Source organism: Bradyrhizobium sp. Ses1, assembly GCF_059512365.1.
In genome coordinates this window covers 24,940-50,803 of record NZ_JCAMOQ010000003.1, presented here as the reverse complement: position 1 = coordinate 50,803, position 25,864 = coordinate 24,940, and the positions used below count along the sequence as shown (strand labels likewise).

Here is a 25,864-nt window from a genome sequence, read left to right as displayed (position 1 = left end):
GCCGCGCCGAAAAGCTCGCTGGCAGGTCAGCCCGTGGTGATCGCCGTCTCGACGTCGGATGGATCGATCTGCTTGTTCAGGTTGGCGTGCAGCTTCTTGTGGTCGAGCTCGCCCTCCCACCATGAGACGAACACCGCGGCGATGCCGTTGCCGGTGATGTTGGTCAGTGCGCGCACCTCGCTCATGAACTTGTCGATCGAGAACACGATGGCCATGCCCGGCACCAGCGCCGGATTGACCACGCTCAGCGTCGCCGCGAGCGTGATGAAACCCGCCCCGGTGACGCCGCTCGCCCCCTTCGAGGTCAGCATCGCGACGACCAGGATGGTCAGTTGCTGGCCGAAGGAGAGATCGACGCCAAGTGCCTGCGCGATGAACAGGGTCGCCAGCGTCATGTAGATGTTGGTGCCGTCGAGATTGAAGGAGTAGCCGGTCGGCACCACCAGCCCGACCACCGGCTTGGAGCAGCCGAGCCGCTCCAGCTTTTCCATCAATTGCGGCAGCGCGCTCTCGGACGAGCTGGTGCCAAGCGCGATCAACAGCTCATCCTTGATGTAGGCGATGAACTTGAAGATGCTGAAGCCCATCACCCGCGCGATCAGGCCGAGCACCAGCACCACGAACAGCGCGGCGGTGCCGTAGAACAGCGCGATCAGGCCGATCAGGTTGCCGAGCGCCGCGGGACCGAACTTGCCGATGGTGAAGGCCATCGCGCCGAACGCGCCGACGGGCGCCGCTTTCATGACGATGCTGATCACGCCGAACACCGCATGTGCGCTATCGTCGATGATATCGCGCAGCCGCTCGCCGCGTTTGCCCATCGCCATCAGCGCGAAGCCGAAGAGGATCGCAAACAGCAGCACCTGCAGGATGTCGCCGCGCGCAAACGCGCCGAACACGCTGTCGGGAATGATGTTGAGGACAAAATCGACCGACTTCTGAGCGTGCGCTTGATCCGCGTACTTGGTGGCGCTCGCGACGTCCGCCGCCCCGGGTTTTGCTGCGAGCCCATGGCCGATCTGGAACAGGTTACCCATGATCAGGCCGAGGATCAGCGCAAAGGTGGAGACGATCTCGAAATAGAGCAGCGCCTTGATCCCGACGCGCCCGACCTTGCTGGCGTCCTGGATATGGGAGATGCCCGAGACCACTGTGCAGAAGATGATCGGAGCGATCACCATCTTGATCAGCTTGATGAAGCCGTCGCCGAGCGCCTTGATCCAGTCATTTGTCGCGAGCGCCGGCCACAACCAGCCGACCACGACGCCGAGCACGATCGCGATCAGCACCTGGACATAGAGGATTCGGTACCACGGTTTTGATGTGCTGGCCTCAGCAGGCTCGCTCGTCGCAATCGTTGCCATGAGTCTCACTCCTACTCGAAGATGCGCAAGGTCGATCCGCCGAGCGATGCGGCGATGACCATCTCGGAAAATCAGATTGGCAGGCGCCTCGCCCGCGGCTCGCTTACAGGCGGCGATCGGCGAGCCGCCGTGCAGCCGGCAGCAGCGCGGCCCCGAGCGCGGTCTTGACGAGCGTACCCGCGATGAACGGCACGATCCCGACCAGCCACGCCTTCTCGGCCCCCAGGCCGACACCGAAGGCGAGCCAGCTAAAACCGGCCGCGAGGATGATGATGTGGCCGAGCGCCATCGCTGCAAACAGCCGGACGACGCTTCGGTCAAGGCCGCGCTCGGCGAGCCAGCCGGTGACGAACGCCGCCGCCACGAAGCCGAACAGATAGCCGGCCGTCGGCCCCATCAGCGGTGCGAGGCCGCCGACCGGTCCGGCAAACACCGGAAAGCCGATCGCGCCTTCCGCCAGATAGGCGACCACCGTCGCAGTTCCGAGCCGTGAGCCGTAGGCAGCGCCGATCATCAGCACCACCAGCGTCTGCAGCGTCATCGGCACATAGGGCAGCGGCAGATTGACCTTGGCCGACAGCGTCAGCAGCGCCGTGCCGAGGAATACCAGGACGATCCCGCGCAACAGTCCGGAGAAATCACCCGACCGGTTCGGCCACAGCACCGAAGCAAGAGGAAAATGCCTGGCGGCGGCGGAAACAGATACCGATCTGACGGACAAGGCCAACTCCGGGGTGTGACAAACTGGCGCGCTATTTAAGCCAACCAGCGATCCGCGCAACCGCTTCCTGCATCTCCTCTGCGGACCGCGCATAGGAAAAACGGATGAAGGCGCGGCCATGGATCGGGTCGAAATCGACACCCGGCGTCGCCGCGACATGGGCCTTTTCCAACATCTGGCGGGCGAATTCGAAGCTGTCGGACGTAAAGTCCGACACATCGGCATAAAGGTAGAATGCGCCATCCGCGGGCAGGAACTTGGTCAGCCCCGCTTTCGGCAGCCCCTCGATCAGAATACGCCGGTTCTCCTGATAGCCGCGCTTGATCGCTTCCATCTCCTCGCGGCCCTCGAAGGCGGCTTCGGCGGCGATCTGCGACAGCGTTGGCACCGAAATCGAGAGGTTCTGCTGCAGCCGCTCGATCGGGCGGACCAGCGGCTCGGGCACGACCATCCAGCCGACCCGCCAACCGGTCATGCAGAAATATTTCGAGAACGAATTGATCACGAGGGCGTGTGGGGACAATTCGGCTGCCGTAACTGCCGGAAAGGCGTAGTCGAGCCCGTGATAGATCTCGTCCGAGATGAAGCGGATGCTGGCGCTCTCGGCCGCCGCCATCAGGGTTGCAAGAGCCTCGCGCGACATCATCGTGCCGGTCGGATTGGCGGGGCTGCCCACCAGAACGCCTTTGAGCGGCGCCTTGCGATGTGCGTCCAGCAGCGCCTCGCCGGTCAGCGCATGCCGCGTTTCGTTCGTCGTCTCGATCAGCACCGGCTCGCAGCCGAGCGCGGTCAGGATATGCCGGTACGGCGGATAGCCGGGCACGGTCACCGCAACGCGATCGCCCGGCTCGAACATTGCGAGAAACGCCAGGATGAAGCCGCCCGACGAGCCCGTCGTGATTACGATGCGCTCGGCATCGACCTCGCATCCATACGTCTCGCGATAATGCCGCGCGATGCGCGCGCGCAGCGAGGGAATACCGAGCGCGGAGGTGTAGTCGATGCGTCCATCGTGGAGCGCCGCGTGAGCGGCCGCGATCGCCGCTTTCGGTGCCGGCGCCGCCGGTTGGCCGACCTCCATGTGGATCACATGCCCGCCGGCCGCCTCGATTCGCGCCGCCGCCGCCATCACGTCCATGACCATGAAGGGCGGAACCTCGCTCCTTCCCGAAGCGGTCAAAAGGTGATTCACGCGGTCTCTAAATGTCGCTTCGGGCATGGATATCTGCTATTTGGGCCGGCGTCGCCGGTTTCGGGTTCCGTAACGACCGGTTGCGCCCCAGACTGGCCGCATTCGGCGGTTTGTTAGGGCATATATTGTCCGTGGCCCGCCGCCAATCGCTAAGACCGCTCCATGCTGCTCCGTTTCGCGCTTCGCAAGAAGACCCTGAAATTGACCGCGCTCGCCACCGCGATCGCGCTGGCGGTCGCGCCGACGATGGCGCTGGCGCAGGAGAACAAGGGCCCGCCGATCCTTCGCGACACCGAGTCCGAGCAGTTGCTGCGCGACTATACGAGGCCGATCCTGCGCGCTGCGGGACTGGAGAAGCAGAACATCCAGATGGTCATCATCAACGATGGCACATTCAACGCTTTCGTTGCCGACGGCCGGCGCATCTTCGTCAATTACGGCGCGCTCATGCAGTCGGAGACGCCGAACCAGATCATCGGCGTGCTCGCGCACGAGACAGGACATCTTGCCGGCGGCCATCTCGCAAAGCTCCGCGAGCAACTGGCGCAGGCGCAGACCCAGATGATCATCGCCATGCTGCTCGGCGCCGGCGCGATGGTCGCAGGCGCACGCGGTGGCAGCAGCAACGGCCTCGCCAATGCCGGTGCCGCGGCGGTCGCGGCGCCGCAGGAAGTGATCCGCCGAACGCTACTCTCCTATCAGCGCCAGCAGGAAGAGAACGCCGACCGCGCCGGCGTGAAATTCCTGAACGCGACTGGCCAGTCCGCCAAGGGCATGTACGAAACGTTCAAGCGCTTCACCGACGAAAGCCTGTTCGCAGCTCGCGGCGCCGATCCGTATCTGATGTCGCATCCAATGCCCGCTGATCGCGTGGCGGCGCTGGCGGAGATCGCGCGCTCCAGCCCCTATTGGGACAAGAAGGACGATCCCGCGCTGCAAATGCGCCACGACATGGTGCGCGCCAAGATCTCCGCTTTCATGGAGCGGCAGGACACCGTCTATCGCCGCTATCCTTCGTCCAACAACGGCCTGCCCGCCCGCTATGCGCGGGCGATCTCGACCTATCTGCATGGCGATCTCCGCAGTGCGCTGGCCCAAATCGACGGCCTGATTAAGGCGCAGCCCAACAACGCCTATTTCTACGAATTGCGCGGCCAGGCGCTGCTCGAGGGCGGCAGGCCGGCGGAGGCGATCGCGCCATTGCGAAGGGCGGTGCAGCTCTCGGGCAACGCGCCCCTGATCGAGATGCTGCTGGGCCAGGCGCTGGTCGCGACCAGCAACAACGCCTACACCGATGAAGCCATCAACATCCTGCGCGCCGCGGTGGCGCGCGAGAGCGAGGCGCCGATCGGCTATACCCAGCTTGCCATGGCCTATGGCCGCAAGGGCGATTATGCGCAAGCGGACCTCGCTTCCGCCCAGGCCGCCTATCTGCGCGGCGACAGCAAGACCGCGCGCGAGCTGGCCTCGCGTGCCAAGACGCGCTTTGCCATCGGAACCCCCGGCTGGGTCAAGGCTGACGATATTGTGAGCGCCAAGCCGCTGCCGGGTCAGAAAAACAACTAGCCATCAACGTAAATCGTCTACAACGATTGCCAACCGGCACTAAACCCAAGCCGTACAAGGATTTGCCCATGCGCCCGCTCCGTTTTCTCGCTCCCGCCCTGCTCGCCGCAGCGCTCGCTGGCGCCCCGCTGCCCGCATCCGCGCAGGGCTTCTCCGATACGCAACGCAGCGACATCGAGAGCATCGTGCGCAACTACCTGATCACGCATCCCGAGGTGCTCGAGGAGGCGATGACCGAGCTGACCAAGCGTCAGGCCGCGGCCGAGGCCGAGAAGCATCAGGCGAGCATCGCGAAGAATGCGGATGTGATCTTCAACTCGCCGCGCGGCGTGACGCTCGGTAACAAGGACGGCGACGTCACCTTCGTGGAATTCTTCGACTACAACTGCGGCTACTGCAAACGCGCGATGGTCGACATGATCGACCTCATGAAGGCCGATCCCAAGCTGAAAGTCGTGCTGAAGGAATTTCCGGTGCTGAGCCAGGGCTCGGTGGAAGCGGCGCAAGTCGCCGTCGCCGTGCGCATGCAGGATCCGACGGGCAAGAAATATCTCGACTTCCACCAGAAGCTGCTCGGCGGCCGTGGCGCCGCCGACAAGGCACGCGCGATGGCGGTCGCCAAGGAAGTCGGCCTCGACATGGCCAGGCTCGAGAAGGACATGGCGGGCCCGGAAGCGAAAGCGACCATCGAGGAGAACTTCAAGCTCGCGGAAGCCATGGGCATGAACGGGACGCCAAGCTACGTCATCGGCAAGCAGGTCGTGATCGGCGCAGTCGGGCTGGAGAACCTGAAGGAAAAGATCGGCATCGCCCGTTGCGGCAAGGCGACGTGCTGACATCACTGCGAGACAATCTCGGATGCGCAAAGGCCGGCTTCGTAGCCGGCCTTTTGTTTGAGCGTTTCTGCACGCTTCCGTTCATCGCGCATTCACAAAACAAACCGCGTGGAACCGCTCTCAGTTCGGAACGCCGCTCTCCTCCTTTCGTTGTTGGCGTGGGCAATGCAGGACTTCTTGAGGAGGAATCGAAATGACGAACCGCTTGTTGATTTCAGTCGCGACTGCGGCCTTGATCGCCGGAACCGGCTTTGCGAACGCGCAGGGCACCGGCATAAGCCGCGAGTCGCCGTCGTCCGGTGGCGGCGCGACGACGCAGCACAGCGCGCCATCCAGTGGCGGCGCGTCTTCAGGCACGATGAACCGTGAACACGGCGGCACCACAGGCATGAGTGGCGCCGAGCAGTCCGGCAAGAGCTCGGGCTCTTCCGGCATGAAGTCGGAGTCCGATAGAAGTGGCGCGGCCGACAGGAACGCCCAGGACACCAACGCCCCGGGTCAGAAGTCGAAGAGCATGAGCTCGGAGAACGAGAGGACCAAGGGCGAGAAGGACATGAAGGCTGAAGGGCGCGAAGGCCGTGATCGTGACCGCATGAATGCCGAGACTCGCGACAAGAGCGGCGGCACCGCCGCCGAAAGCCGCGACAAGAGCGGCACCATGGAAAAGCAGAAGGGCGCGACCGACACCAGCCGCTCGCAGACCACGACCGGCAACGCCGGGACCTCGGCAACAGCCGCCCCGCCGGCCGAGAAGCGGACCCAGATCGTCTCCGCGATCAAGTCGGAGCGGGTTGAAGAGGTCAAGAACGTGAACTTCAACGTTGCGGTCGGCACCACCGTGCCAACGAGCGTGCGCTTCCATCCGCTTCCATCCCGGATCGTCGAAATCTATCCGGAATGGCGCGGCTATGATTTCATCCTCGTCAACGGCCGCTACGTGATCGTCCAACCCGAGACGCACCAGATCGTCTACATCATTGAGGGCTAACGGCAGCCCTCACGCGAGGGCGGGTCCAACCCGCCCTCGTTTTTATCCCCTTCGCCGCAGGTCACCGCCGAACGGCGAGCGCACCCATGTCGCTTTTCCACAAAAGTTGGTTAATTAGTGTTTTCCGTGGGTTAGCCAGGCAACCTGACGGTCCGAATGAGCCGTTTGAACCGGTTTGCGACAAACCTAAAGCTTTCCCTCTGGTCCGTTGTTACCTATAAACCCGCGACTTGGAGCGAGATCCGGAACCCCGTTTCCGAAACGATCCTGCCCAGAACGATTTAGCGCTGTTTCTTGGAACTCCGGATGGCCCAGGCCCCTGCCGCGACGATCTATGTGCTCAACGGCCCGAACCTCAATCTGCTCGGGACCCGTGAACCCGAGACCTATGGCCATGCCACGCTCGCCGACGTCGAGAAGCTCTGCAGGGATACCGCGGCCCAGTTTGGCCTGACCGCGGACTGCCGGCAGTCCAATCGCGAGGGCGAGTTGGTCGACTTCATCCATGAGGCGCGGGCGAAGCAGGCGGTCGGCATCATCATCAATGCGGGGGCCTATTCCCATACCTCGATCGCGCTGCATGACGCGCTGATCGGGGTAAAAATTCCGACCGTCGAAGTGCATATCAGCAACATTTATACCCGCGAGAGCTTCCGGCATCATTCCTTCACTGCTAAAGCCGCCTTTGCGTCGCTTTGCGGCTTCGGTATCGATGGCTATCGCCTCGCGATATCAGGCCTCGCCGCCAGGATCGGCGCCAAGGCGACAGCCTGACGCATTCCCCGTCATCAGACAGAGAGTTTCGGACCAAGATCATGGCGCGCCAGCCAGACGACAAATCCGCCGCAAAGCCCGGCAAAGACAACGACAAGGATGACGCCGCGCTCATCCGCGAACTCGCGCTCCTGCTCGACGAGACCCACCTGACTGAGATCGAGATCGAGCGTGCGGGCGTCCGCCTGCGTGTCGCGCGCAACGTCAGTATTGCCGCGGCCGTGCCGGCGGCCGTCGCGCCGGCCCTGTCGGTGGCTGCACCCGTGGCTGCCGCTGCCGCGACCGACCTCGCCAAACATCCGGGCGTAGTGCCCTCGCCCATGGTCGGCACCGCCTATTGGGCGCCGGAGCCGGGCGCAAAGCCCTTCATCGAGGTCGGCAGCAAGGTATCAGCCGGACAGACGCTGCTGATCATCGAAGCGATGAAGACGATGAACCAGATTCCGTCCCCACGCGCGGGCACCGTGACGCAGATCCTCGTCGAGGACGGCCAGCCCGTCGAATTCGGCGAGCCGCTGGTAATTATCGAATAGCGAATGGCGCGTAGCGGATAGCGAATGGTGAAGAGACAACTCCACTCGCTAGTCGCCATTCGCCGCCCGCGAGCTGGAAGCACATGTTCGACAAGATCCTCATAGCCAACCGCGGTGAAATCGCGCTTCGCGTGCTGCGCGCCTGCAAGGAGCTCGGCATTTCGACGGTGGCCGTGCATTCGACCGCTGACGCGGATGCCATGCATGTGCGGCTTGCGGACGAGAGCGTCTGCATCGGGCCGCCGCCATCGAAGGACTCCTATCTCAACATTCCCGCCCTGCTCGCGGCCTGCGAGATCACGGGCGCCGAGGCGGTGCACCCCGGCTACGGCTTTCTCTCCGAAAACGCCCGCTTCGCCGAGATCCTGGCCGAGCACAATCTGCATTTCATCGGTCCGAAGGCCGAGCACATCCGCCTGATGGGCGACAAGATCGAGGCCAAGAAGACCGCCAAGCGACTGGGCATTCCCGTCGTTCCCGGCTCCGACGGCGCCGTAAGCTCTGATGACGATGCAATGGCGATCGCCAGGTCGATCGGCTTCCCGGTGCTGGTGAAGGCCGCCGCCGGCGGCGGCGGGCGCGGCATGAAAGTCGCGCACGGCGAAGCCGATCTGGCGCTGGCGCTCTCCACCGCCGCAACCGAAGCGAAATCCGCCTTCGGCGACGCGTCGGTGTATCTGGAGAAATACCTGCAGAAGCCGCGCCACATCGAGATCCAGGTGCTCGGCGACGGCCGCGGTGGCGCCATTCATCTCGGCGAGCGCGACTGCTCGCTGCAGCGGCGCCACCAGAAGGTCTGGGAAGAAGGTCCCTCGCCGGTCCTCTCGGCCGCCCAGCGCGCAAAGATCGGCGAAACCTGCGCGAAGGCGATGCGGGATCTAAAATATCTCGGCGCTGGCACGATCGAATTCCTCTACGAGGACGGCGAGTTCTATTTCATCGAGATGAACACCCGCATCCAGGTCGAGCATCCCGTCACCGAGAGCATCACCGATATCGACCTCGTGCTTGAGCAGATCCGGATTGCCGCCGGCGGCGACCTGCCCGCGAAGCAGGACGAGGTCGCGATCATCGGCCACGCCATCGAATGCCGAATCAATGCGGAGAACCCGCAGACCTTCCGCCCTTCGCCTGGACGCATCTCGCAGTACCACCCGCCCGGCGGCCTGGGCGTCCGGATCGATTCCGCAGTGTACCAGGGCTATGTCATCCCGCCCTATTACGACTCGCTGGTCGGCAAGCTGATTGTGCACGGCAAGACCCGTGGCGAATGCCTGATGCGGCTGCGCCGGGCGCTGGACGAGATGGTCGTCGACGGAATCGAGACCACGCTGCCGCTGTTCCGCGCGCTGGTGCGCGAGCCCTCCATCATCGATGGCGACTATCACATCCACTGGCTGGAGCAGTATCTCGCCGGGCAGCCGACCATCGGCTGACGGCCCAAATCAGACGACGCAAGTCAGACGGCCCAAGTCAGACATCCTAAGCCAGTTCCATTTCGCATGGAACAAAGCACGGAACCGTGCGTTTGCAGCGACCGGGATTTCCCATCCCCGAGGACCGCTTGCATTCCACTGGATCCATGACACGAGGCACCCGTGACGTCTGACGCCAAGCGCCGGCGCGCATTGGGGCAGATCCTGCTGCTCGCGGCGGGGCTCCTGGTGCTGGTCGCGATCAGCGCCGGGTCGGTCCTGCTGGTGAACAAGGCGCGCCAGGATAGCGCCTGGGTGGTCCACACCGTCGAGGTGGAAAACCAGATCAATGCCGTACTGCTCGAGCTCCGCCGTGCCGAAAGCGCGGCCCGCGCCTATCTCTTGACCCGCTGGCCGGAATTCCTGACCGACCATGAGCAGGCGGTGGCCAACGTCGTCCCCTATGCGGATAAGCTGGCGCAGCTCACGGTCGACAATCCGCTTCAGGTCGAGAACGTGAAGAAGATGCGCGCGGCAATCGACATCCGGCTCGATCAGTTCAGGCGCGAAATGGATTTCATCAAGCGGGACGAAGCCGCTAGCGCCGCGGCGCTGGTCCGCGAGGCGGCCGCCGGCAACACCAATGCCATCATCCGCGACGTGACGGACAAGATGCACGCCGAGGAAGAGCGGCTGTTCGATTTGCGGACGGCCAATGCCGACCGCTCGCAGATACTGGCGTCCTCCGTCACCATCGCCGGATCGTGCATCGTGATTGCGCTTGGCGCGATCGCGGCGTTCCAGGTGCGCCGCTCCACGCGCGTCCGCGACGAGGCCGAGACCAAGCTCCGGGACCTCAACGTCACCCTGGAGACCAGCGTGCAGGAGCGCACCGCCGATCTGCGCGAGGCCAATGACGAGATCCAGCGCTTTGCCTATATCGTCAGCCACGACCTGCGCTCGCCGCTCGTCAACATCATGGGCTTTACCGGCGAGCTCGAGGAGCTGCGCGGCGACATCTTCAAGCGGATCGCCGCCCTGAGCCACAGCGCCTCGGAAGCTGCCGCATTGCCGCAGAACGCCACCGACAGCGCCGAGCCTGTGCTCGAGAGCGCCGACAAGCAGCTCTCCGACGATTTTTCCGAGGCGCTCGGCTTCATCAAATCCTCGATCGCCAAGATGGATCGCCTGATCACCGCGATCCTCAATCTCACCCGCGAAGGTCGGCGCGAGTTCAGTCCCGACCGGATCAACACTCGCGAGCTGATCGAGGGCGTCGCCGCCACCGTCGCGCATCAGGCGGCCGAGGCGAATGCGCAAATCCGCATCGAGCCATTGCCTGATATCACCAGCGACCGTCTTGCGCTGGAGCAGATCTTCTCCAATCTCATTGACAATGCGCTCAAATATCTGAGGGACGGTGTTCCCGGCGACATCGCGATCCGCGGACGCACCAAGCTTGGCTTTGCGATCTTCGAAATCAGCGATAATGGCCGCGGTATCGATCCCAAGGATCACCAGCGCATTTTCGAGCTGTTCCGCCGGGCCGGAACCCAGGACAAGCCCGGCCAGGGCATCGGGCTCGCGCATGTGCGGGCGCTGGTGCGGCGTCTTGGGGGAACCATGTCGGTCGCCTCGGAACTTCACAAGGGCAGCACATTCACGATAACACTTCCAGTCAACTGGGCCGCCAAGCGGAAGGCAGATGTATGAGCAATCCAGTCACCATCATCATGATCGAAGACGATGAAGGCCACGCGCGGCTGATTGAGCGGAATATTCGCCGATCCGGTGTCAACAATGCGATCTTGCCGTTCACGAACGGTACAGATGCGGTTCGCTATCTCTTCGGCCCGGATGGAAGCGGCAGCGACCAAAATGGCCAAGCACTGCTCATCCTGCTTGATCTCAACCTACCCGACATGACCGGCATCGATATCCTGAAACGGGTCAAGGAGAACAAGCACCTGAAGTCGACCCCGGTGGTGGTGCTGACCACCACGGACGATTCGCAGGAGATCAAGCGATGCTACGAGTACGGCTGCAACGTCTACATCACGAAGCCGGTGAACTACGAGAGCTTCGCCAACGCGATCCGCCAGCTCGGACTGTTCTTCTCGGTCATTCAGGTTCCGCCCGCAGCAGCATGAGCACCACGAGCCCTACCCTGCTCTACATCGACGACGACGAGGCGCTGGCGCGGCTTGTCGACCGCGGCCTGACGCGGCTCGGGCTGAAGGTGGTGCACGCGGCAAGCGGCCAGCAGGGGCTGGATCGCATCGCACAAGGCGGCATCGACGTGGTCGCGCTCGACCAGTACATGCCGGGTCTCGACGGGCTCGAGACGCTCGAGCAGATCCTGAAAATTCCCGACGCGCCACCGGTCGTGTTCGTCACGGCCTCACAGGATTCCGCGATCGCCGTCACCGCGCTGAAGGCCGGCGCGGCGGACTATCTTGTCAAGGACATCCACGGCGAATTCATTCCGCTGCTCCAGGTCGCCGTCAACGGCGCGCTACGTCAGGCGGAATTGCAGCGGGCGCGCGACGAGGCGGAAGCCGAGATCCACGCCTCGCGCGACCGCTTCGCTGCGCTCGCCGCCGAGCGCGAGGTCTTGCTCCGTGAGGTCAATCACCGCGTCGGCAACTCGCTGCAGATCATCGCCTCGCTCCTGCACCTGCAGGCGAGTTCGGCGACACAGGACGACGTCAAGGCGGCGCTCACCAACGCGATGGGCCGCGTCGCTGCCGTCGCCCAGGTCCACCGTCGGCTCTACACCTCGCACGACCTGAAGAGCGTGCTGCTGAACCAATATCTGGAATCCCTGCTCGAAGATCTCCGCCGCTCGGCTGAAGGCAACCGGATGTCGCGGCTGACCTTGAAGGCCGAACCGATCGAGATCGATCCGGATCGCGCGGTCGCGATCGGCATCATCGTCAACGAGCTGGTGATGAATGCGGTGAAGTACGCCTATCCCGACGGCGCCGGCCCGATCCATGTGGAGCTCAAGGCCGAGGGCGATGATCTGCTCCTGGCGATTTCCGACGACGGCGTTGGCCTCAACGTCAAGGCCGACCCGCGCTCCACGGGCCTGGGCCAGCGCATCGTCAGCGCCATGGCCTCCAAGCTCGAGGCCAGCGTCGAGCGCGACCCCAACCATAGCGGCACGCGCATCCTGGTACGCTTTCCGCGTGCCAGCGGCGCAACGGCGAAATCCGCCAGCGCCGCCGCGAGCTAGCTCGGCCCCTATCGCGCCGCCCTCGCTCGCCTGCTATTCTCCAACCATGACATCGCGCGACTCCGCCGCATCCGAGATCACACCCGACGTGCTGCTGCGCGCCTATGCCTGCGGCATCTTTCCGATGGCCGAGAGCGCCGACGATCCCACGCTGTTCTGGGTCGAACCGGAAATGCGCGGCGTGATCCCGCTCGACGGTTTTCGCATCACCTCGCGGCTGGCGCGCACGGTGCGTTCCGATGCGTTCACCGTGACGGTCAACAGCGCGTTCAAGGCCGTTATCGCCGGCTGCGCCGCTCCGGCGGAGGGACGCGAGGACACCTGGATCAACAACCGCATCCGCGAGCTCTATGTCGGGCTGCATCGGCTCGGCCACTGCCACAGCGTCGAGGCCTGGCAGGACGGCGAACTGGTCGGCGGCCTCTACGGCGTCAGCCTGGGGCGTGCCTTTTTCGGCGAGAGCATGTTCCATACGGCGCGCGACGCCTCGAAGGTCGCCCTGGTCCATCTGGTGGCGCGGCTGATTGCCGGCGGCTTTCAGCTGCTCGACACGCAATATGTCACTGAGCACCTGCGCAGCTTCGGTGCGCTCGAAATCCCGCGCCGCCGCTATCGCGCGCTGCTCGACCAGGCGATCTCAGGTGCGCCCGCTGATTTCCTGAAGTTGCCGACCGATCAGCCAGTCAAGGGCGGTGATGCGCTCGCGATCATCGCAGCGCGCACATGAACCCTCGTAGCCCGGAGCGCAACGCAACTCGGGACATCTCTCAAATGGCGCGAACCCGGGATTGCGCTTCGCTCCATCCGGGCTAAGCCATCTCCACTCAGTTCCCGAATATGCTGAAGAGCCCGCCGGGCCGCTGCTGCGGTGGAGGGGGCGGCGGTTGGGGCTGCGCCGGCGGCTGCTGGTATTGCGGCTGCTGCTGCGGCGGCGGACGCGGGGTCGCCTGCTTTTGCGCGGGCGGCCGCTTCTGCGCCGCCGGCGGTGGGGCCGGCTGTTTCGGCAGATCGGGCGCCGCGTTGACGATGGTCTGCTCCGGCCCTTTGCAGTCGGTCAGCCAGATATCATAGATCGGATGCTCGACACCGTGCAGGCCCGGACTTGCAGCGAACATCCAGCCCGAAAAAATCCGCTTCACTTCGCCCTGCAGCGTGATCTCGTCGACCTCGACAAAGGCATCGGTGTTGGCGGCTTCCGTCGAGGGCCGCGTGTAGCAGGCGTCCGTCTTCACACGCAGCGCACCGAACTGCACGGTCTCGCCGATATCCTCCTCGAAATTGATGATGCGCCCGGTGATCTTGTCGAGCCCGGAGAAGGTCGCCTTCTTGTTCGCGATCTTGGTCGACGGCGGCTCGCTCACCACCTCGTCGCCGGGCTGCAGCGTTGCCGGCGTCTGCGGCACGCTCTTGGGCTGACGCTGTCCCGGCGGCAGTCCCGGCAAAGGATTGGCACCGGGCGGCGCATTGGCGACATTAGGAGGCGCCCCGGGCGATGGCGGCTGCACGGCGACCGCGGGCGGCGCATTCGGAGGAGGCCCCTGGGTGCCCGGCGGCGGCGCCAGAGGCTGCGACTGGAAGCTGCCCGGTGGCGGCACCCCCTGCCCCGGCGGCGGCCGGTTCGGTGTCGGCAACAATCGGCCGCGCGGCAATTCCGGCACTTCCTCTTCATCGTCGGGAGCCGCCTGCTGGCCGCCACGCGGAATCGCGCCCGGCGGGCGCGGGGCGGGATCGGAGAAAATAGTACCGATCTGCGCGCGCGCAGGCTGCGCAAGCGGGAGGGTTGAGGCGGCGATCAGGGCCGCAAAGCCAGTCAGGGCAACGGTTCGGAGCATCTCGCGCGGCTTCAAGGAACGAATCGGGCTTTGAACATACTAATCAATTATTGGCTACATGCCGCTCGCAGGTTCACCGGTTAACACGCCGAATACGGCGGGGAAAGGGCGGGCCTCCGCCACTGGTCAGGCTCCCTGCCCCATGAGATAGTTCCGGCACTCGCCGAGGTCTGCGGACGCCACGCGGAAAACAGCAAAAAATCCGGAAAACCGGACCGGATGATCCAGAGGAAGCCCGTTCAATATGCCTATCGTTCTCGATCCCGATGCCGCCGCCGTCTTCAAGGCCTTTCAGGAGGCTGGCCGCCCCGCTTACGAAACGCTGACCGCCCCGGAAGCGCGTGCGTATTATTCGCAGGCGCGCTTTGTCAGCAATCCTGAGCCGCCGGAGCTGGCACAGGTCGAACCGCTGTCGATCCCCGCGCCCCACGGCACGATCCCGGCGCGGGTCTACAGGCCCAAGAAGCTGCGCCAGAAGGACGGCCTGTCACCGGCGCTGGTGTTCTTCCACGGCGGTGGCTGGGTGATCGGCGATCTCGACACCCATGATGTGGTCTGCCGGAAGCTTGCCGATGAAAGCGAGCTGATCGCGATCTCCGTCGACTACCGTCTCGCGCCAGAGCACAAATTCCCTGCGGCCGTCGACGATGCCATCGCGGCGACGAAATGGGTGGCGGCAAACGCGAAGCAGCTCGGCATCGATGCCGCGCGCCTTTGCGTCGGCGGTGACAGCGCCGGCGGCAATCTCGCCGCGGTCGTGGCGATCGCTGCGCGCGACGGCAATGGTCCTTCCATCGCGGGACAAGTGCTGATCTATCCGGCGATCGATTTCGCGATGACGCATCCCTCGCACAGCGAGCCGGAGACCAGCGTCCTGCTCACGCACTCGGTCATCCGCTGGTTTCGCGATCACTATCTGAGCAGCGCCGCGGACGCGCATGATTGGCGCGCGTCGCCGGCGCGTGCGACGACCCTGATCGGCCTGCCGCCGGCCTATGTGCTGACCGCCGGCGCGGATCCCCTGCGCGATGAAGGCGACGAATATGCCGAACGCCTGAAGGCAGCCGGCGTGCCCGTGACCTACAAGCACTTTCCCGGCCAATTCCACGGCTTTTTCACCATGGGCAAATTGCTCAACCAGGCCAATGTCGCGGCGACCGATATCGGCGCGTGGCTGAAACGACTGAACGCGTAACCGGGCGGGCGACGGTCAAGGTAACTAAGTTCACGCAGGGAAACTGGTGGATGATCATTCTACTTTAATGTTCACCATCAGTCGCAAGCCAACACCTTTGATGACGCGGAACGGCAACTCAATATCCTCGGCCTTGAGCTTGGCGCGGAGCCGAGTGAGGGCGGCGTCCAGGGCACGGCTCTCGGGATCTGGCTCTACATCTCCAAAGAGTCCGGCGATTTCTTCGCGCGATACCGTGATATTCGGGCGGGTTGCCAAGTAGTCAAGCAGCACCAGCTCTCGGCCGGACAGCCTGACAAATCGTCCCGCTGGATCATGAAGCGTCTGGCGGGCTCGATCGAGACGCAACGTGCTGCTGGAATTCCCAACGGCACGATTGACCTGCTGTCTGCCGCGTCGTGCGAGATTCTCGATGGCCAGCGCCAATTCCTCGCTATCGACGGGCTTGGTGAAGTAGAGATGCGCGCCATCGCCGTATCCGCGCAAGCGATCCTCTCGGTCCTTGCGCGCGGTTAGCATAATGATGCCCATGTCCTCGCCCGCCGAAAGTTCGGCCGCGAGATCAAATCCACTTGTGTCCGGCAAGTTGATGTCAAGCACGGCGACGTCAAAGCGGGCTTGACGTAACGCTCTGTAAAATTCGATGCCGGACGCCGCCTCGATCACCCGCATACCGCGAAGCCGCAGATAATCCGCGATACTCTGGCGAAAATCGCTGTGGTCTTCCACAAGCAGGATGCTGATGTTCTGCGAGACGATCGGCCCCTCTGATTCCCGTATGAATGAATTCTCAGTCATCACAAAGAATTAGACCAGGAGTGGTGAAGAAGATTCTACGATGTTTGCAGCAGTGCTCTTGCGATTTGTCCCAGCCAAAACAATAACAATTTTAACGGATGCTGCACGAGAGCGGTGGATGGCTCACGTTCGGCGCGGCACGCGCTATTACCTCTCGCTGTCATTGCTGACGTTTTGCATTCTCTCCGTCAACGCGGAAGCTGCCTCCCACCTTCCATCTATCCGGGGGAACGTGGCCGTGCTCACTGATCCTTCATCGACTCTCACGCTGCAGGACGTCCTGACGCCGGCCCGCCAAACGGAGTTTCGGTCCGCTCCTGGCCAGAACATCAACTTTGGCTACATCACTCATGCCGTATGGCTCCGACTGACCCTACCCGCCCCGGCCAATGCCGAAGGCCTTCTATCCCTCACACCGAACTTTGTTGACACGATCGACATCTATGTCGCCAAGCCAGGTGATGGATCCTCCAAGGAGGACTTTACCCTCCATCAGGCGGGAGACCATCGGCCGCTCCCGCACGATAGCTTTTCCGGGCTGGACAATGCGGTACGTCTCGAGTTTGCCGCGGGCGAAAAGACTGTTGTCTATATCCGCCTGCTGAATCTCAATTCGTTCACCCAGATGAATCTGAGACTCGAAACGGTCCAGGGCCATACGCGGTCGGCCGCCGTCATCGGCGGCATCTATGGCGTCTGGTTCGGGGGCATGAGCGTGTTGTTCGTCATTCACCTCGTCTTCTTTTGCTTCGACCGCAAAAGGCAGTATCTGCTCGTGGCCCTCAGCACACTTGGTGTGATGTTGGTCTACGCGGGCAATCTCGGGCTTAGTCATGTGTTATTGTTCCGTGGCACCGGGTGGGCCAACGATCTCTTTCTGGGCTTCAACGCCTGGATGGGGTTGGCATTTAGCGTTCTCGCCTGTTCGAGCCTGCTTGATCTGCGAAAAAAATCGACTTGGCTTCACGGGCTTTACCTCGCTTTCGCCGCCACAGGGATAGTGGGCACGGGATTCGCGCTTTCGGGAGGTAACGTCGTCTTCGGTCCTATCGGCTCGTCGGTGAGTATGCTGGCCGCAATCGTCAACTTGCTCTTGGGCTTACGGTACTTGAACGAAGACGGAGCGGTCAGTCGACTTCGAGCTGCCGCATTCGCGGCCGTCGCCATAGGCGTTCTCATCTCACTTGGGGACCGATTGGGCTTCGACCTGTTGCCGGAATGGAGTTATCACGCCTACGGCGTTTCGGGTCTGATCATGACGATTCTGCTCACCGGCTCGCTGGCGGCGTGGCTTCGAAAGGCCGAAGTCCTCTCACTTGCGCAGGCGACCGAGAGGCGCGTCGCGGAGGAAGCCCTGCAAGCTGAAATGCAATCGCAATTGCGGCAGGTCCGCTTTCTGGAAGTCGTATCACACCAATATCGCGCGTCGCTCGCGGCGATCCGCTCCAGCATCGACAGCATCGGCCTTTCACTGGCAAAGAGTGATCAGGCGAACCATGACCGCATCACGCGCATACGACGTTCCGTAGCGCAACTGGTGGAAGTTCTTGAGACCAATCTCGCACGCAGCCGCCTGCAAGGGCCCGCCTTTCGAGTTCGCCTCGCGCCAGCAACTGCTGGGTCCATTGTCGTCGCCGCACATCAACGCAGCCGCGATCTGCTGACAGGTCCGGAGATCAACCTTCGTATTGCGCCCGATGCCGCCGACATCAAACTCGCTGCCGATACGGATATGCTCGAACTCGCGATCCTCAACGTGTTGGAGAATGCCGTCAAATATGCCGCCCTGAAGGGCGCCTCACCGATCGCGTTATCCCTCGACAAGACAACGGAGGGCATCGCGATAATCGTAACCGATCATGGCATAGGTATTCCGGAGCGTGATCTCCCTCATGTGTTCGAGAATTCCGTGCGCGGCTCGAATGCGAAAGGGGCTGATGGTTCAGGGCTTGGCCTCTTCCTCGTTGCCAAGATTGCGACTGCGCATGGCGGTTCGGCCACCGTACAAAGCCGAGAAGGCGAAGGCACCACGGTACGAATCAATTTGCCCGCTCGCGAGGCCTGAGCAAGATTCACGCATCTCAAACCCGATGCCACCTGACCATTGCGTTGGTCTGAATCTGCGCCATCGCGAGTCTTGTGAATTCGCTACGGTTTTCGTTGCGTTCCGTTTCGTTGCGTTATGAACGTTACGATTGGTTTCTAAGGTTTTCCTGGGGCTTCCGCTATTTTCTCCCATGCGGCTCGGGCTTGCGCGTTGCGCATGAGAGCCAGCTCAGGCGTGGGACTAGGGGGCAATGAGTGGGCGCGAAGTATCCGGCAAAATTGCCCGACGATCGCGCGTTGCGGGCAAGGCCTGCTGGTGTTGGCGCGCTCGCATTATTTGTCGCGCTCATTCTTACGGTTTTCGCCATGTGCGGGCAGGCTCATGCACTGTCGGCGGGATGTAGCGCTGTTGCAGGTGGTGCGCTGAGCGGAAGCAGTCAGAGCATGACATACGGCCCAGCTACGTTCGAAGCGGGAGAAACAATATCGTTTGTCAACAACTCAACTCTCTACACCAACACGATTCTAGCGAACCTCACGACGGGCAATTCAATAAATACGCCATCGACTACAGGAAGTTTGGCTATCAACTCCTCAGGGAGTCAGAAATTCAATTTGTACACGGGCGTAAGTGTGGGGCCCGCTATAATTGACGTTCGTGCCACGTGCAGCGGACCGGCTTCGGCCCTGCTCACCCTCTCTCCTGCTGCTGGCAGGTTAACCGCAGGGACTGTGGGAGACGTTTACAGTCTAACCCTGAGTGCCTCGGGTGGTACCGGCTCGTACACGTTCGCGGTCACCTCGGGATCACTCCCGGATGGCTTGACGCTCAACGCAGCTTCCGGCGCCATCACCGGGACGCTGACACGCGCAATAGCCGGCATCGAGCCTTTTACGGTAACCGTCACCGACAGCGCTGCTAGTACCGCATCTGCGACCTATCAAATCCTGGTCGGCGCCGATACCACGCTGCCGCCTGCGACCGTCGGCGTAGCCTACGATCCTGTCCGTGTGGTTGCCGAAACCACTCCGACCTCGGGGAGCATCCCTCCGGGGATGACGCTAACGCAAGTGACGGGAGTGAGGGTCGTTCTGGGCGGTACTCCGCAACAGGCCGGGACCTACGTTTTCACCTTCTCGAACGGGGCTCGCTACACGATCGTTGTGAACCCGCCTGCTATTCTGACGCTCTCTCCTGCCGCGGGAGCGCTGACAGGCGGCACGACCGGGATCGCCTATAGCCAGACGGTAACAGCCTCGGGCGGGACTGCCCCCTATACCTATGCGGTCACCTCCGGCTCGTTACCGAGCGGTTTGCTGCTCGATCCGTCTACCGGAAAGGTCAGCGGTACTCCGACGACCCCGAGCAACTCTGGCTTCACCATCACCGCGACCGACGCCAATAGAGCTACCAGCTCGGCCGCCTACACGCTGACGATCTCTGCTCCCGGCGCGCTTTCGCTCTCGCCTGTGGCAGGCGCACTGGGCGGCGGTACGATTGGCGTTGCCTACAACCAGACCGTCACCGCATCCGGCGGAACAGCGCCCTATGGCTACGCCGTCGCGTCCGGTTCGCTTCCGGCCGGCCTGTCGCTCGATCCGTCCACCGGAAAGATCAGCGGTACTCCGACGGCGGCAAGCAATTCCAGCTTCACCGTTACAGCTACGGATGCCAACAGGACTACGGGGTCGGCAGGTTACACAATCGCGATTTCGGCCTCCGCTGCGTCGTTCACTTTTACGCCTCCGGCCGGCAGCCTGCCGGAAGCCATGGCGGGCGAGGAATACAGGCAGTCAATATCCGCCAAGGGTGGCGCGGCGCCACTCATCTACAGCGTCGCTTCAGGCGCTCTCCCAAAAGGTATGACCCTGAACATCTCGACCGGTGAACTTACCGGGCCGCTTGCGCCCACTGCCGCGCCGGGCAACTACACATTCACACTCCAAGTTCAGGACAGCCATGGTGCGATCGGTACGGCCGCGTACAGCCTGAAGGTCAATGCACAGAAAGTCACGGTCACCGACCGGGTGATCGATGTGCCGGCCGGTTCGACGCCCGCGGACGTCAATCTCAATCGCGGCGCAACGGGAGGGCCGTTTACGTCAGCGGATATCGTTTCCGTTGAGCCCGCCAATGCGGGAAGCGCCAAGATTACCCGCGGTCAACTGGCGCAGGCAGGCCCTGCGACACCGACAGGCTGGTACCTCCAGTTCAAACCCGATCCTGCCTATTCCGGCCAGGTGCGCGTGGGATTTCGTCTGACGAGTGCGCTCGGCGTCTCCAACACAGGAACAGTCACCTACAAGCTGAGTCACGATGCGCAGAAGGTGGCCCGCGATATTGATGCTCTGGTCCACGGCTTCGTACAGACCCGCCAGAACATGATCTCTTCCACGATCAGCGTTCCGGGCTTGATGGAGCGCCGGCAGATGGGACGAGACAAGGATCCCGTCACGGCACGCGCGCTGCCGTCAGAAAGTGGATTGACGCTCAACTTCGCCACCAGCCTCGCGCAGATGCAAGGTGCTCGCGACACCAAGTCTGGCGCTTCCGCGGCAGTATCCTTGCCTTTCAATCTCTGGATCAATGGCGCGATGCTGGCCCACAACCGCACTGAAAATGCCGGCAAGTGGGGTAGTTTCGCCATGGTCAATCTCGGAGCGGATTACCTGTTGACGGAAAAAGCTCTTGTTGGATTTTCGTTCCACTTTGACCGGATGATCGATCCCAGCAAGGAAGATGCCAAACTCACCGGCAATGGCTGGCTCGCAGGCCCGTACGCTTCGTTCGAACTCGGCAAGGGCGTGTTCTGGGATACGAGCCTGCGTTATGGCGGCTCCGCGAACAATATCGACACGCGGTTCTGGGACGGAACATTCGACACGAGGCGGTGGATGATCGACTCCTCGATCAAGGGGCAATGGAATCTCGACAAGGTGACCGTGCTGACGCCGAGGTTGCGAGCCGTCTACTTCTCGGAAAGAGTCGAAGACTATGTGGTGAGCAACAGCGCGAGGGATCAAATGGCGATCAATGGCTTTGACGCGCGCCAACTCCGCGTCAGTGCCGGCGCAGAAATCGCGCGATCCTATTTGCTCGGCAACGGTTCGATCCTTACGCCGAAGGTCGGAGGGACGGGTGGCTATTCCGGCCTCGATGGTTCTGGCGTGTTCGGCACTTTCACCGCAGGTGTTTCGCTGAAGACTCAAGACCAATGGACGCTCGACGCGGGACTTCTCTACAATGTCGAAGGGCGAGGTCAGTCATCCGTCGGCGGGAAGCTGGGGCTTGGGGCGAAGTTCTGATCGTGCTGCCGGATCACGCGGCCCGGTATCCACTTCGCTCGAAAGCGCTCTAACCTGCCCTCGCCGCTCGCCGCAGCGATTGCGGCGGCTGGCCGAAGGCGCGGATGAAGGCGCGGCGCATCCGCTCGGGATCGCGAAAGCCGGTCGCCTCCGCGACGCGCTCGATGGCTTCCCCCGAGGACTGCACGCGCTGCCGCGCCACCTCGATGCGCAAACGTTCCACCGCTTTCGATGGCGTCGTGCCGGTCTCCGCGACGAAGGCGCGGGTGAAGTGGCGCGAGCTCATGCCGGCTTTCTCCGCCATGTCCTCGACCGTCAGCGGCGCATCGAGATGCTCGCGCGCCCAGGCGAGCAGCGGGCCGAAGCGGCCGTTTGCAGCCTTCAACTCCAATAGCGAAGAGAATTGCGACTGGCCGCCGCTGCGGCGGTGATAGAGCACGAGGTGCCGTGCGGTCTTTTGCGCGATCTCCTCGCCATAGTCCTCCGTGATCATCGCCAGCGCCAGGTCGATCCCGGCGCTGATCCCGGCCGAGGTCCAGATGTTGTCGTCGCGGGTGAAGATGCGATCCGGCTCGAGCTTCACTTTCGGATACGCGGAAACGAAATGCTTGGTCCGCTGCCAATGCGTGGTGGCGCGGCGGCCGTCGAGCAGGCCGGCTTCGGCGAGGATATAGGCGCCCGAGCAGACGCTCGCGATGCGCACCCCGCGCTTGGCTAGCATGCGCACGAATGCCAGCGTCTTCGCGCACCTCGCCGCCATACGTACGCCCTCGCCGCCCGCAACGATCAGGGTCGAGATCGCCGCTGACGGTCGCAGCCCTCGCGCGAGCATCTCGGCGCCCGAGGACGAACGCACGGGCCCCGGCGTCACCGCGATCACCTTCAGCGCGGGCGGATTATCGGCAGAGCGCGCGGCGATCTCGAAGACCGAGATCGGGCCGGCGGCATCCAGCAATTGAAATTCGGGGAAGATGAGCACGCCGATCATCGGACCTTCTCCTGTCGGTCATCCAAAACGGATGATTGTCCTGAAATGAGGGAATTATGCCATTCTGGACATGAGGGCCACCATGCCATTGTGTCGCGGTCAACGGATATTGAGGTGTTCCCATGTCCAGCCCGCTACAGATCGGACTTCTGGTGTTTCCGAAGGTGACGCAGCTCGACCTCACCGGTCCGCTGCAGGTGTTCTCCTCCGTGCCCGGGGCCAAAGTGCATCTGGTGTGGAAACGGATCGAGCCGGTGCCGAGCGATACCGCGCTGGCGCTGATGCCGACGGTCAGCTTTGCTGACTGCCCGCAACTCGACGTGATCTGCGTCCCCGGCGGCATGGGCGCCGACGACATGGTCAATGACGAGGAGATGCTCGCCTTCCTGCGCAAGCAGGCGGAGGGCGCGAGGTACATCACCTCGGTCTGCACCGGATCGCTCGTGCTCGGCGCTGCCGGCCTGCTCAAAGGTTATCGCGCCGCGACGCACTGGTCGGCGATCGATTTCCTCGCCGCGTTCGGCGCGATCCCGGCGCGGATGCGGGTCTGCATCGACCGCAACCGCATCACCGGGGGCGGCGTCACCGCCGGCATCGATTTCGCGCTGACGCTGGTGTCGGAGCTCGTCGACCGCAGGACGGCGGAAGCGATCCAGCTTCGGCTCGAATACAATCCGAAGCCGCCGTTCAACGCCGGCTCGCCGGACACCGCGCCGGCCGAAATCCTCGCCTTCATGAAAGAGAAGATGGCATCGTCACAGGCGCGCCGCGGCGAGATGATCGCCCGCGCCGCGGCACGGCTCGCATAAATTCAACGCAAAGAAAAAGGCCGCCAGGTTTCCCGGGCGGCCTTTCCTGTCTTGCGGTGGCCTCACATTAACGGGCGATTTCAGGACGTCTGCACCGGGGGCCTATGTCCCGGCCCGCATCCCACTCGGAGGCCGCTGCTCATCGGGGCAGTCGCGATTCTGGAGCCCGATCCGACGCGATGGTCATCCATCTCCGTAAGATGCCCCTATTGAGCTCCGGTCCCGCGTGACGTGCAAGGAGGTCGTGTTGCTCGTCCCCGCTGTTACCGCTGTTCACAGGCACGCGTGCGCTGCACGCGCAATTGCGCGCTCGCACAACGTACGAATGAGGTTGATCAGCCTGCGGGCGTCCAGGGCTGGTAGTCGCCGGTCGCCTTCGGGCGACGGCCGCTCGCCAGCGTCGAGCCGGACGGACGGTACGCCGCCGGCGTGCCCGTCATGTTCGGCACATGCGGCTTTTCCCATTCCCGCGGCGTGTATTTCTCTTCGGTCGGTGGCAGGTCGACCACGTGATGCAGCCAGCCGTGCCATGACGGCGGCACGCGCGAAGCTTCGGCGTAGCCGTTATAGATCACCCAGCGGCGCTCGAAATGCAGCACCGGATCGATCTTGCCGCCACGGGTGCGATAGTAGCGATTGCCCTGCTCGTCCGTACCGACGAGTTCGCCGAACCGCCAGGTCCAGAGCTGCGTGCCAAAGGTCTGGCCGTTCCACCACGTGAAGAATTTGAGCAGGAATTGTTTCATGAAGCGCCGGCCGGTTCGGGATCGTTGGGCTGTGATGCCACCGGCGGATCGAATTGTCCAGATTGCCGCACGTGTTGTGCCCCAGAGCGGAACATCACAGCGCAGTGTTGGCGGCCAATTGTCGCGGAATTCGGTCTAACCCGTTCATTCGCCATACAGTTCTTATCTGACAGGCTGAGACCTCGCGCAATGAAGTGGCGCGAGGCTCGGGAACGCCGGCCCCCGGAAAGGGTTGGGCCATGTCCCGCAGATGGAGTCCCAACGATGATCAATCTCAAGATTTTAGGCACCGCCGCGGCGCTCGCGCTGGTGCTGCCGCTCGTGGTGCCGAGCGAAGGCTTTGCGCAGGGTACCAAGTTCTCGGCCGGGCGGGTCGGCGGCGGCGGAGCGGCCATTGGAGGCGGTGGAGGTGGATTCCGCGGCGGCGGCTTTGCCGGTGGAGGCGGCGGCTTCCGGGGCGGCGCCTTTGCCGGCGGCGGCGGCGGTGGCTTCCGAGGCGGCAGCTTTGCCGGCGGCGGAGCCGGCCTTGGCACCAAGTTCGCGGGCGCTCCCGCCTTCCGCGGCGGCGCGGTTGCTAATCCTCGCTGGAGTGGTGGCCGGCCCGGGTGGAGCGGCGCGTATCGGCCCGGCTGGCGCGGCGGCTATGGTCACCGCGGCTACGGAGTCTGGCCTGGTATTGCTGCAGGTGCCGTGATCGGCGGCGCCCTCGCGTCGAGCGCCTATTACGACGACTATTATGGCGGCTATGGATACGCACCGAGCTACTACGACGACGGCTATTACGATGACAGCGCTGCGGTCGCGGTCGCGCCTGGCGGCGGTGACGTCGCTTACTGCCAGCAGCGCTACAAGTCCTATGACCCGGCGTCGGGAACCTATCTCGGTTATGACGGTCAGCGTCATCCCTGCCCCTGACCGGCTGATTCCTTTGGCGTGAAAAAGGGCGGCGAAAGCCGCCCTTTTTGTTGAGAAGATAAATTCGGCTGTAAGCGAATCTCATATGCACGGCATCTTGCAGACGTGCTATCGCGCTTCCGCCTTAATCAAACAGTCGGCCGTGCGGGTCGGCATATGCAGATATCATCGCAACAAGAGGATCCATCGTGCCGCGCGTTCTCGTGGTCGATGATGACCCCATGGTGGGCGCCGCCATCGAGGTCTGTCTGAAGCGCAAGGGGTTTGACGTCACCGTCGCCGATGGCGGCGAAGCCGGGATGGTCGCGCTCGAGGATCGAAGCTTCGACGTGATGCTGATCGATGTCTTCATGCCGCATATGAGCGGCTTCGAATCGATCCGGATCTTTCACGAGCGCGCGCCCGAGATCCCGATCATCGCGATGTCCGGCTACGCCTTCGCCAACGCCGAGCGTGCGCCGGATTTCCTGCGCATGACCCTGGAGCTCGGCGCCGCGCGCTGCCTGCGCAAGCCTTTCACGCCGGAGGCGCTGATCACCACCGTCAACGAATGCCTCGGTCAATCAGCGGCATCGACGCGCCCTTTGAAGTAACGACACAAG

At 63.2% G+C, this 25,864-nt stretch carries 23 protein-coding genes; 16 read left to right on the top strand and 7 right to left on the bottom strand.

What is annotated here, in order from left to right; translation table 11 throughout:
- Positions 1 to 26: 26 nt before the first annotated feature.
- From AC5ZG5_RS05520 to AC5ZG5_RS05510, 3 genes are all read right to left on the bottom strand, one after another.
- Entirely contained in the window at positions 27 to 1,364 is a 1,338-nt protein-coding gene (locus AC5ZG5_RS05520; protein WP_456646157.1) for a dicarboxylate/amino acid:cation symporter, read from the bottom strand.
- 103 nt (positions 1,365 to 1,467) lie between these two features.
- On the bottom strand, positions 1,468 to 2,025 hold the full coding sequence (locus AC5ZG5_RS05515) for a biotin transporter BioY (protein WP_456646159.1): 558 nt from the start codon (positions 2,023 to 2,025) through the stop codon (positions 1,468 to 1,470).
- Positions 2,026 to 2,116: 91 nt separating this feature from the next.
- The gene (locus AC5ZG5_RS05510) at positions 2,117 to 3,304 is read right to left on the bottom strand and encodes a pyridoxal phosphate-dependent aminotransferase (protein WP_456646156.1); all 1,188 of its coding nucleotides are present in this window, start codon (positions 3,302 to 3,304) and stop codon (positions 2,117 to 2,119) included.
- A gap of 135 nt (positions 3,305 to 3,439) precedes the next feature.
- Here AC5ZG5_RS05510 and AC5ZG5_RS05505 point away from each other — a divergent pair, with 135 nt between their 5' ends.
- From AC5ZG5_RS05505 to aat, 10 genes are all read left to right on the top strand, one after another.
- Positions 3,440 to 4,843, top strand: a complete 1,404-nt coding sequence (locus AC5ZG5_RS05505) for a M48 family metalloprotease (RefSeq protein ID WP_496165433.1) — start codon at positions 3,440 to 3,442, stop codon at positions 4,841 to 4,843.
- 68 nt (positions 4,844 to 4,911) lie between these two features.
- Positions 4,912 to 5,679 carry a DsbA family protein gene (locus tag AC5ZG5_RS05500; RefSeq protein ID WP_130229456.1) on the top strand — a complete coding sequence of 256 codons (768 nt, stop codon included), beginning with the start codon at positions 4,912 to 4,914 and terminating at the stop codon, positions 5,677 to 5,679.
- Positions 5,680 to 5,872: 193 nt separating this feature from the next.
- Positions 5,873 to 6,667: a DUF1236 domain-containing protein gene (locus tag AC5ZG5_RS05495; protein ID WP_456646154.1), complete on the top strand. Its 795-nt coding sequence runs from the start codon at positions 5,873 to 5,875 to the stop codon at positions 6,665 to 6,667.
- Between the two features lie 306 nt (positions 6,668 to 6,973).
- Positions 6,974 to 7,441, top strand: coding sequence for a type II 3-dehydroquinate dehydratase (gene aroQ, locus AC5ZG5_RS05490; RefSeq protein WP_130229458.1), 468 nt, complete (start codon positions 6,974 to 6,976; stop codon positions 7,439 to 7,441).
- 41 nt (positions 7,442 to 7,482) lie between these two features.
- Positions 7,483 to 7,974, top strand: a complete 492-nt coding sequence (gene accB / locus AC5ZG5_RS05485; RefSeq protein WP_130229459.1) for an acetyl-CoA carboxylase biotin carboxyl carrier protein — start codon at positions 7,483 to 7,485, stop codon at positions 7,972 to 7,974.
- An 83-nt stretch (positions 7,975 to 8,057) separates the two neighbouring features.
- Positions 8,058 to 9,410 (top strand): acetyl-CoA carboxylase biotin carboxylase subunit, encoded by a 1,353-nt coding sequence (accC, locus tag AC5ZG5_RS05480; RefSeq protein WP_456646153.1) that lies wholly within the window; start codon positions 8,058 to 8,060, stop codon positions 9,408 to 9,410.
- Positions 9,411 to 9,572: 162 nt separating this feature from the next.
- The gene (locus AC5ZG5_RS05475; RefSeq protein WP_456646152.1) at positions 9,573 to 11,102 is read left to right on the top strand and encodes a sensor histidine kinase; all 1,530 of its coding nucleotides are present in this window, start codon (positions 9,573 to 9,575) and stop codon (positions 11,100 to 11,102) included.
- Entirely contained in the window at positions 11,099 to 11,539 is a 441-nt protein-coding gene (locus tag AC5ZG5_RS05470) for a response regulator (protein ID WP_456646151.1), read from the top strand. Before AC5ZG5_RS05475 ends, AC5ZG5_RS05470 begins: the two co-directional genes overlap by 4 nt.
- Positions 11,536 to 12,627, top strand: coding sequence for a sensor histidine kinase (locus tag AC5ZG5_RS05465; protein ID WP_456646150.1), 1,092 nt, complete (start codon positions 11,536 to 11,538; stop codon positions 12,625 to 12,627). Before AC5ZG5_RS05470 ends, AC5ZG5_RS05465 begins: the two co-directional genes overlap by 4 nt.
- A 46-nt stretch (positions 12,628 to 12,673) precedes the next feature.
- Entirely contained in the window at positions 12,674 to 13,354 is a 681-nt protein-coding gene (gene aat / locus AC5ZG5_RS05460; protein WP_456646149.1) for a leucyl/phenylalanyl-tRNA--protein transferase, read from the top strand.
- A gap of 97 nt (positions 13,355 to 13,451) precedes the next feature.
- Here aat and AC5ZG5_RS05455 read toward each other — a convergent pair whose 3' ends face one another.
- Entirely contained in the window at positions 13,452 to 14,459 is a 1,008-nt protein-coding gene (locus AC5ZG5_RS05455; RefSeq protein ID WP_456646148.1) for a DUF2155 domain-containing protein, read from the bottom strand.
- 244 nt (positions 14,460 to 14,703) lie between these two features.
- Here AC5ZG5_RS05455 and lipP1 point away from each other — a divergent pair, with 244 nt between their 5' ends.
- Positions 14,704 to 15,654, top strand: coding sequence for a LipP1 family hormone-sensitive lipase (lipP1, locus tag AC5ZG5_RS05450; protein WP_456646147.1), 951 nt, complete (start codon positions 14,704 to 14,706; stop codon positions 15,652 to 15,654).
- A gap of 54 nt (positions 15,655 to 15,708) precedes the next feature.
- On the opposite strand, the gene AC5ZG5_RS05445 is transcribed toward lipP1, so the two are convergent.
- The gene (locus AC5ZG5_RS05445) at positions 15,709 to 16,452 is read right to left on the bottom strand and encodes a response regulator transcription factor (protein WP_456646146.1); all 744 of its coding nucleotides are present in this window, start codon (positions 16,450 to 16,452) and stop codon (positions 15,709 to 15,711) included.
- 118 nt (positions 16,453 to 16,570) lie between these two features.
- On the opposite strand from AC5ZG5_RS05445, the gene AC5ZG5_RS05440 reads away from it, so the two are divergent.
- A complete protein-coding gene (locus AC5ZG5_RS05440; RefSeq protein ID WP_456646145.1) occupies positions 16,571 to 18,517 on the top strand; it encodes a sensor histidine kinase in 1,947 nt (648 codons plus the stop codon).
- Between the two features lie 236 nt (positions 18,518 to 18,753).
- Entirely contained in the window at positions 18,754 to 21,804 is a 3,051-nt protein-coding gene (locus AC5ZG5_RS05435) for a putative Ig domain-containing protein (RefSeq protein WP_456646144.1), read from the top strand.
- A gap of 49 nt (positions 21,805 to 21,853) precedes the next feature.
- Here AC5ZG5_RS05435 and AC5ZG5_RS05430 read toward each other — a convergent pair whose 3' ends face one another.
- Positions 21,854 to 22,792 (bottom strand): GlxA family transcriptional regulator, encoded by a 939-nt coding sequence (locus AC5ZG5_RS05430; protein WP_028164076.1) that lies wholly within the window; start codon positions 22,790 to 22,792, stop codon positions 21,854 to 21,856.
- Positions 22,793 to 22,914: 122 nt separating this feature from the next.
- Here AC5ZG5_RS05430 and AC5ZG5_RS05425 point away from each other — a divergent pair, with 122 nt between their 5' ends.
- Complete coding sequence (locus AC5ZG5_RS05425) at positions 22,915 to 23,601, top strand: DJ-1/PfpI family protein (protein ID WP_130231598.1); 687 nt, start codon at positions 22,915 to 22,917, stop codon at positions 23,599 to 23,601.
- Between the two features lie 335 nt (positions 23,602 to 23,936).
- Here AC5ZG5_RS05425 and AC5ZG5_RS05420 read toward each other — a convergent pair whose 3' ends face one another.
- The gene (locus AC5ZG5_RS05420) at positions 23,937 to 24,347 is read right to left on the bottom strand and encodes an NADH:ubiquinone oxidoreductase subunit NDUFA12 (RefSeq protein ID WP_028164074.1); all 411 of its coding nucleotides are present in this window, start codon (positions 24,345 to 24,347) and stop codon (positions 23,937 to 23,939) included.
- 264 nt (positions 24,348 to 24,611) lie between these two features.
- On the opposite strand from AC5ZG5_RS05420, the gene AC5ZG5_RS05415 reads away from it, so the two are divergent.
- Complete coding sequence (locus AC5ZG5_RS05415) at positions 24,612 to 25,262, top strand: BA14K family protein (protein WP_456646143.1); 651 nt, start codon at positions 24,612 to 24,614, stop codon at positions 25,260 to 25,262.
- Positions 25,263 to 25,450: 188 nt separating this feature from the next.
- Positions 25,451 to 25,855 carry a response regulator gene (locus AC5ZG5_RS05410; RefSeq protein WP_456646142.1) on the top strand — a complete coding sequence of 135 codons (405 nt, stop codon included), beginning with the start codon at positions 25,451 to 25,453 and terminating at the stop codon, positions 25,853 to 25,855.
- The last annotated feature ends 9 nt before the right edge of the window (positions 25,856 to 25,864 follow it).

Excerpts from the sequence above, each read along its gene's own strand:
- AC5ZG5_RS05520 (WP_456646157.1), bottom strand. The coding sequence starts at position 1,364 with ATGGCAACGATTGCGACGAGCGAGCCTGCTGAGGCCAGCACATCAAAA.
- AC5ZG5_RS05510 (WP_456646156.1), bottom strand. The coding sequence starts at position 3,304 with ATGCCCGAAGCGACATTTAGAGACCGCGTGAATCACCTTTTGACCGCT.
- AC5ZG5_RS05505 (WP_496165433.1), top strand. The coding sequence starts at position 3,440 with ATGCTGCTCCGTTTCGCGCTTCGCAAGAAGACCCTGAAATTGACCGCG.
- AC5ZG5_RS05500 (WP_130229456.1), top strand. The coding sequence starts at position 4,912 with ATGCGCCCGCTCCGTTTTCTCGCTCCCGCCCTGCTCGCCGCAGCGCTC.
- AC5ZG5_RS05495 (WP_456646154.1), top strand. The coding sequence starts at position 5,873 with ATGACGAACCGCTTGTTGATTTCAGTCGCGACTGCGGCCTTGATCGCC.
- aroQ (WP_130229458.1), top strand. The coding sequence starts at position 6,974 with ATGGCCCAGGCCCCTGCCGCGACGATCTATGTGCTCAACGGCCCGAAC.
- accB (WP_130229459.1), top strand. The coding sequence starts at position 7,483 with ATGGCGCGCCAGCCAGACGACAAATCCGCCGCAAAGCCCGGCAAAGAC.
- accC (WP_456646153.1), top strand. The coding sequence starts at position 8,058 with ATGTTCGACAAGATCCTCATAGCCAACCGCGGTGAAATCGCGCTTCGC.
- AC5ZG5_RS05470 (WP_456646151.1), top strand. The coding sequence starts at position 11,099 with ATGAGCAATCCAGTCACCATCATCATGATCGAAGACGATGAAGGCCAC.
- AC5ZG5_RS05465 (WP_456646150.1), top strand. The coding sequence starts at position 11,536 with ATGAGCACCACGAGCCCTACCCTGCTCTACATCGACGACGACGAGGCG.
- aat (WP_456646149.1), top strand. The coding sequence starts at position 12,674 with ATGACATCGCGCGACTCCGCCGCATCCGAGATCACACCCGACGTGCTG.
- AC5ZG5_RS05455 (WP_456646148.1), bottom strand. The coding sequence starts at position 14,459 with ATGCTCCGAACCGTTGCCCTGACTGGCTTTGCGGCCCTGATCGCCGCC.
- lipP1 (WP_456646147.1), top strand. The coding sequence starts at position 14,704 with ATGCCTATCGTTCTCGATCCCGATGCCGCCGCCGTCTTCAAGGCCTTT.
- AC5ZG5_RS05445 (WP_456646146.1), bottom strand. The coding sequence starts at position 16,452 with ATGACTGAGAATTCATTCATACGGGAATCAGAGGGGCCGATCGTCTCG.
- AC5ZG5_RS05440 (WP_456646145.1), top strand. The coding sequence starts at position 16,571 with ATGGCTCACGTTCGGCGCGGCACGCGCTATTACCTCTCGCTGTCATTG.
- AC5ZG5_RS05430 (WP_028164076.1), bottom strand. The coding sequence starts at position 22,792 with ATGATCGGCGTGCTCATCTTCCCCGAATTTCAATTGCTGGATGCCGCC.
- AC5ZG5_RS05425 (WP_130231598.1), top strand. The coding sequence starts at position 22,915 with ATGTCCAGCCCGCTACAGATCGGACTTCTGGTGTTTCCGAAGGTGACG.
- AC5ZG5_RS05420 (WP_028164074.1), bottom strand. The coding sequence starts at position 24,347 with ATGAAACAATTCCTGCTCAAATTCTTCACGTGGTGGAACGGCCAGACC.
- AC5ZG5_RS05415 (WP_456646143.1), top strand. The coding sequence starts at position 24,612 with ATGATCAATCTCAAGATTTTAGGCACCGCCGCGGCGCTCGCGCTGGTG.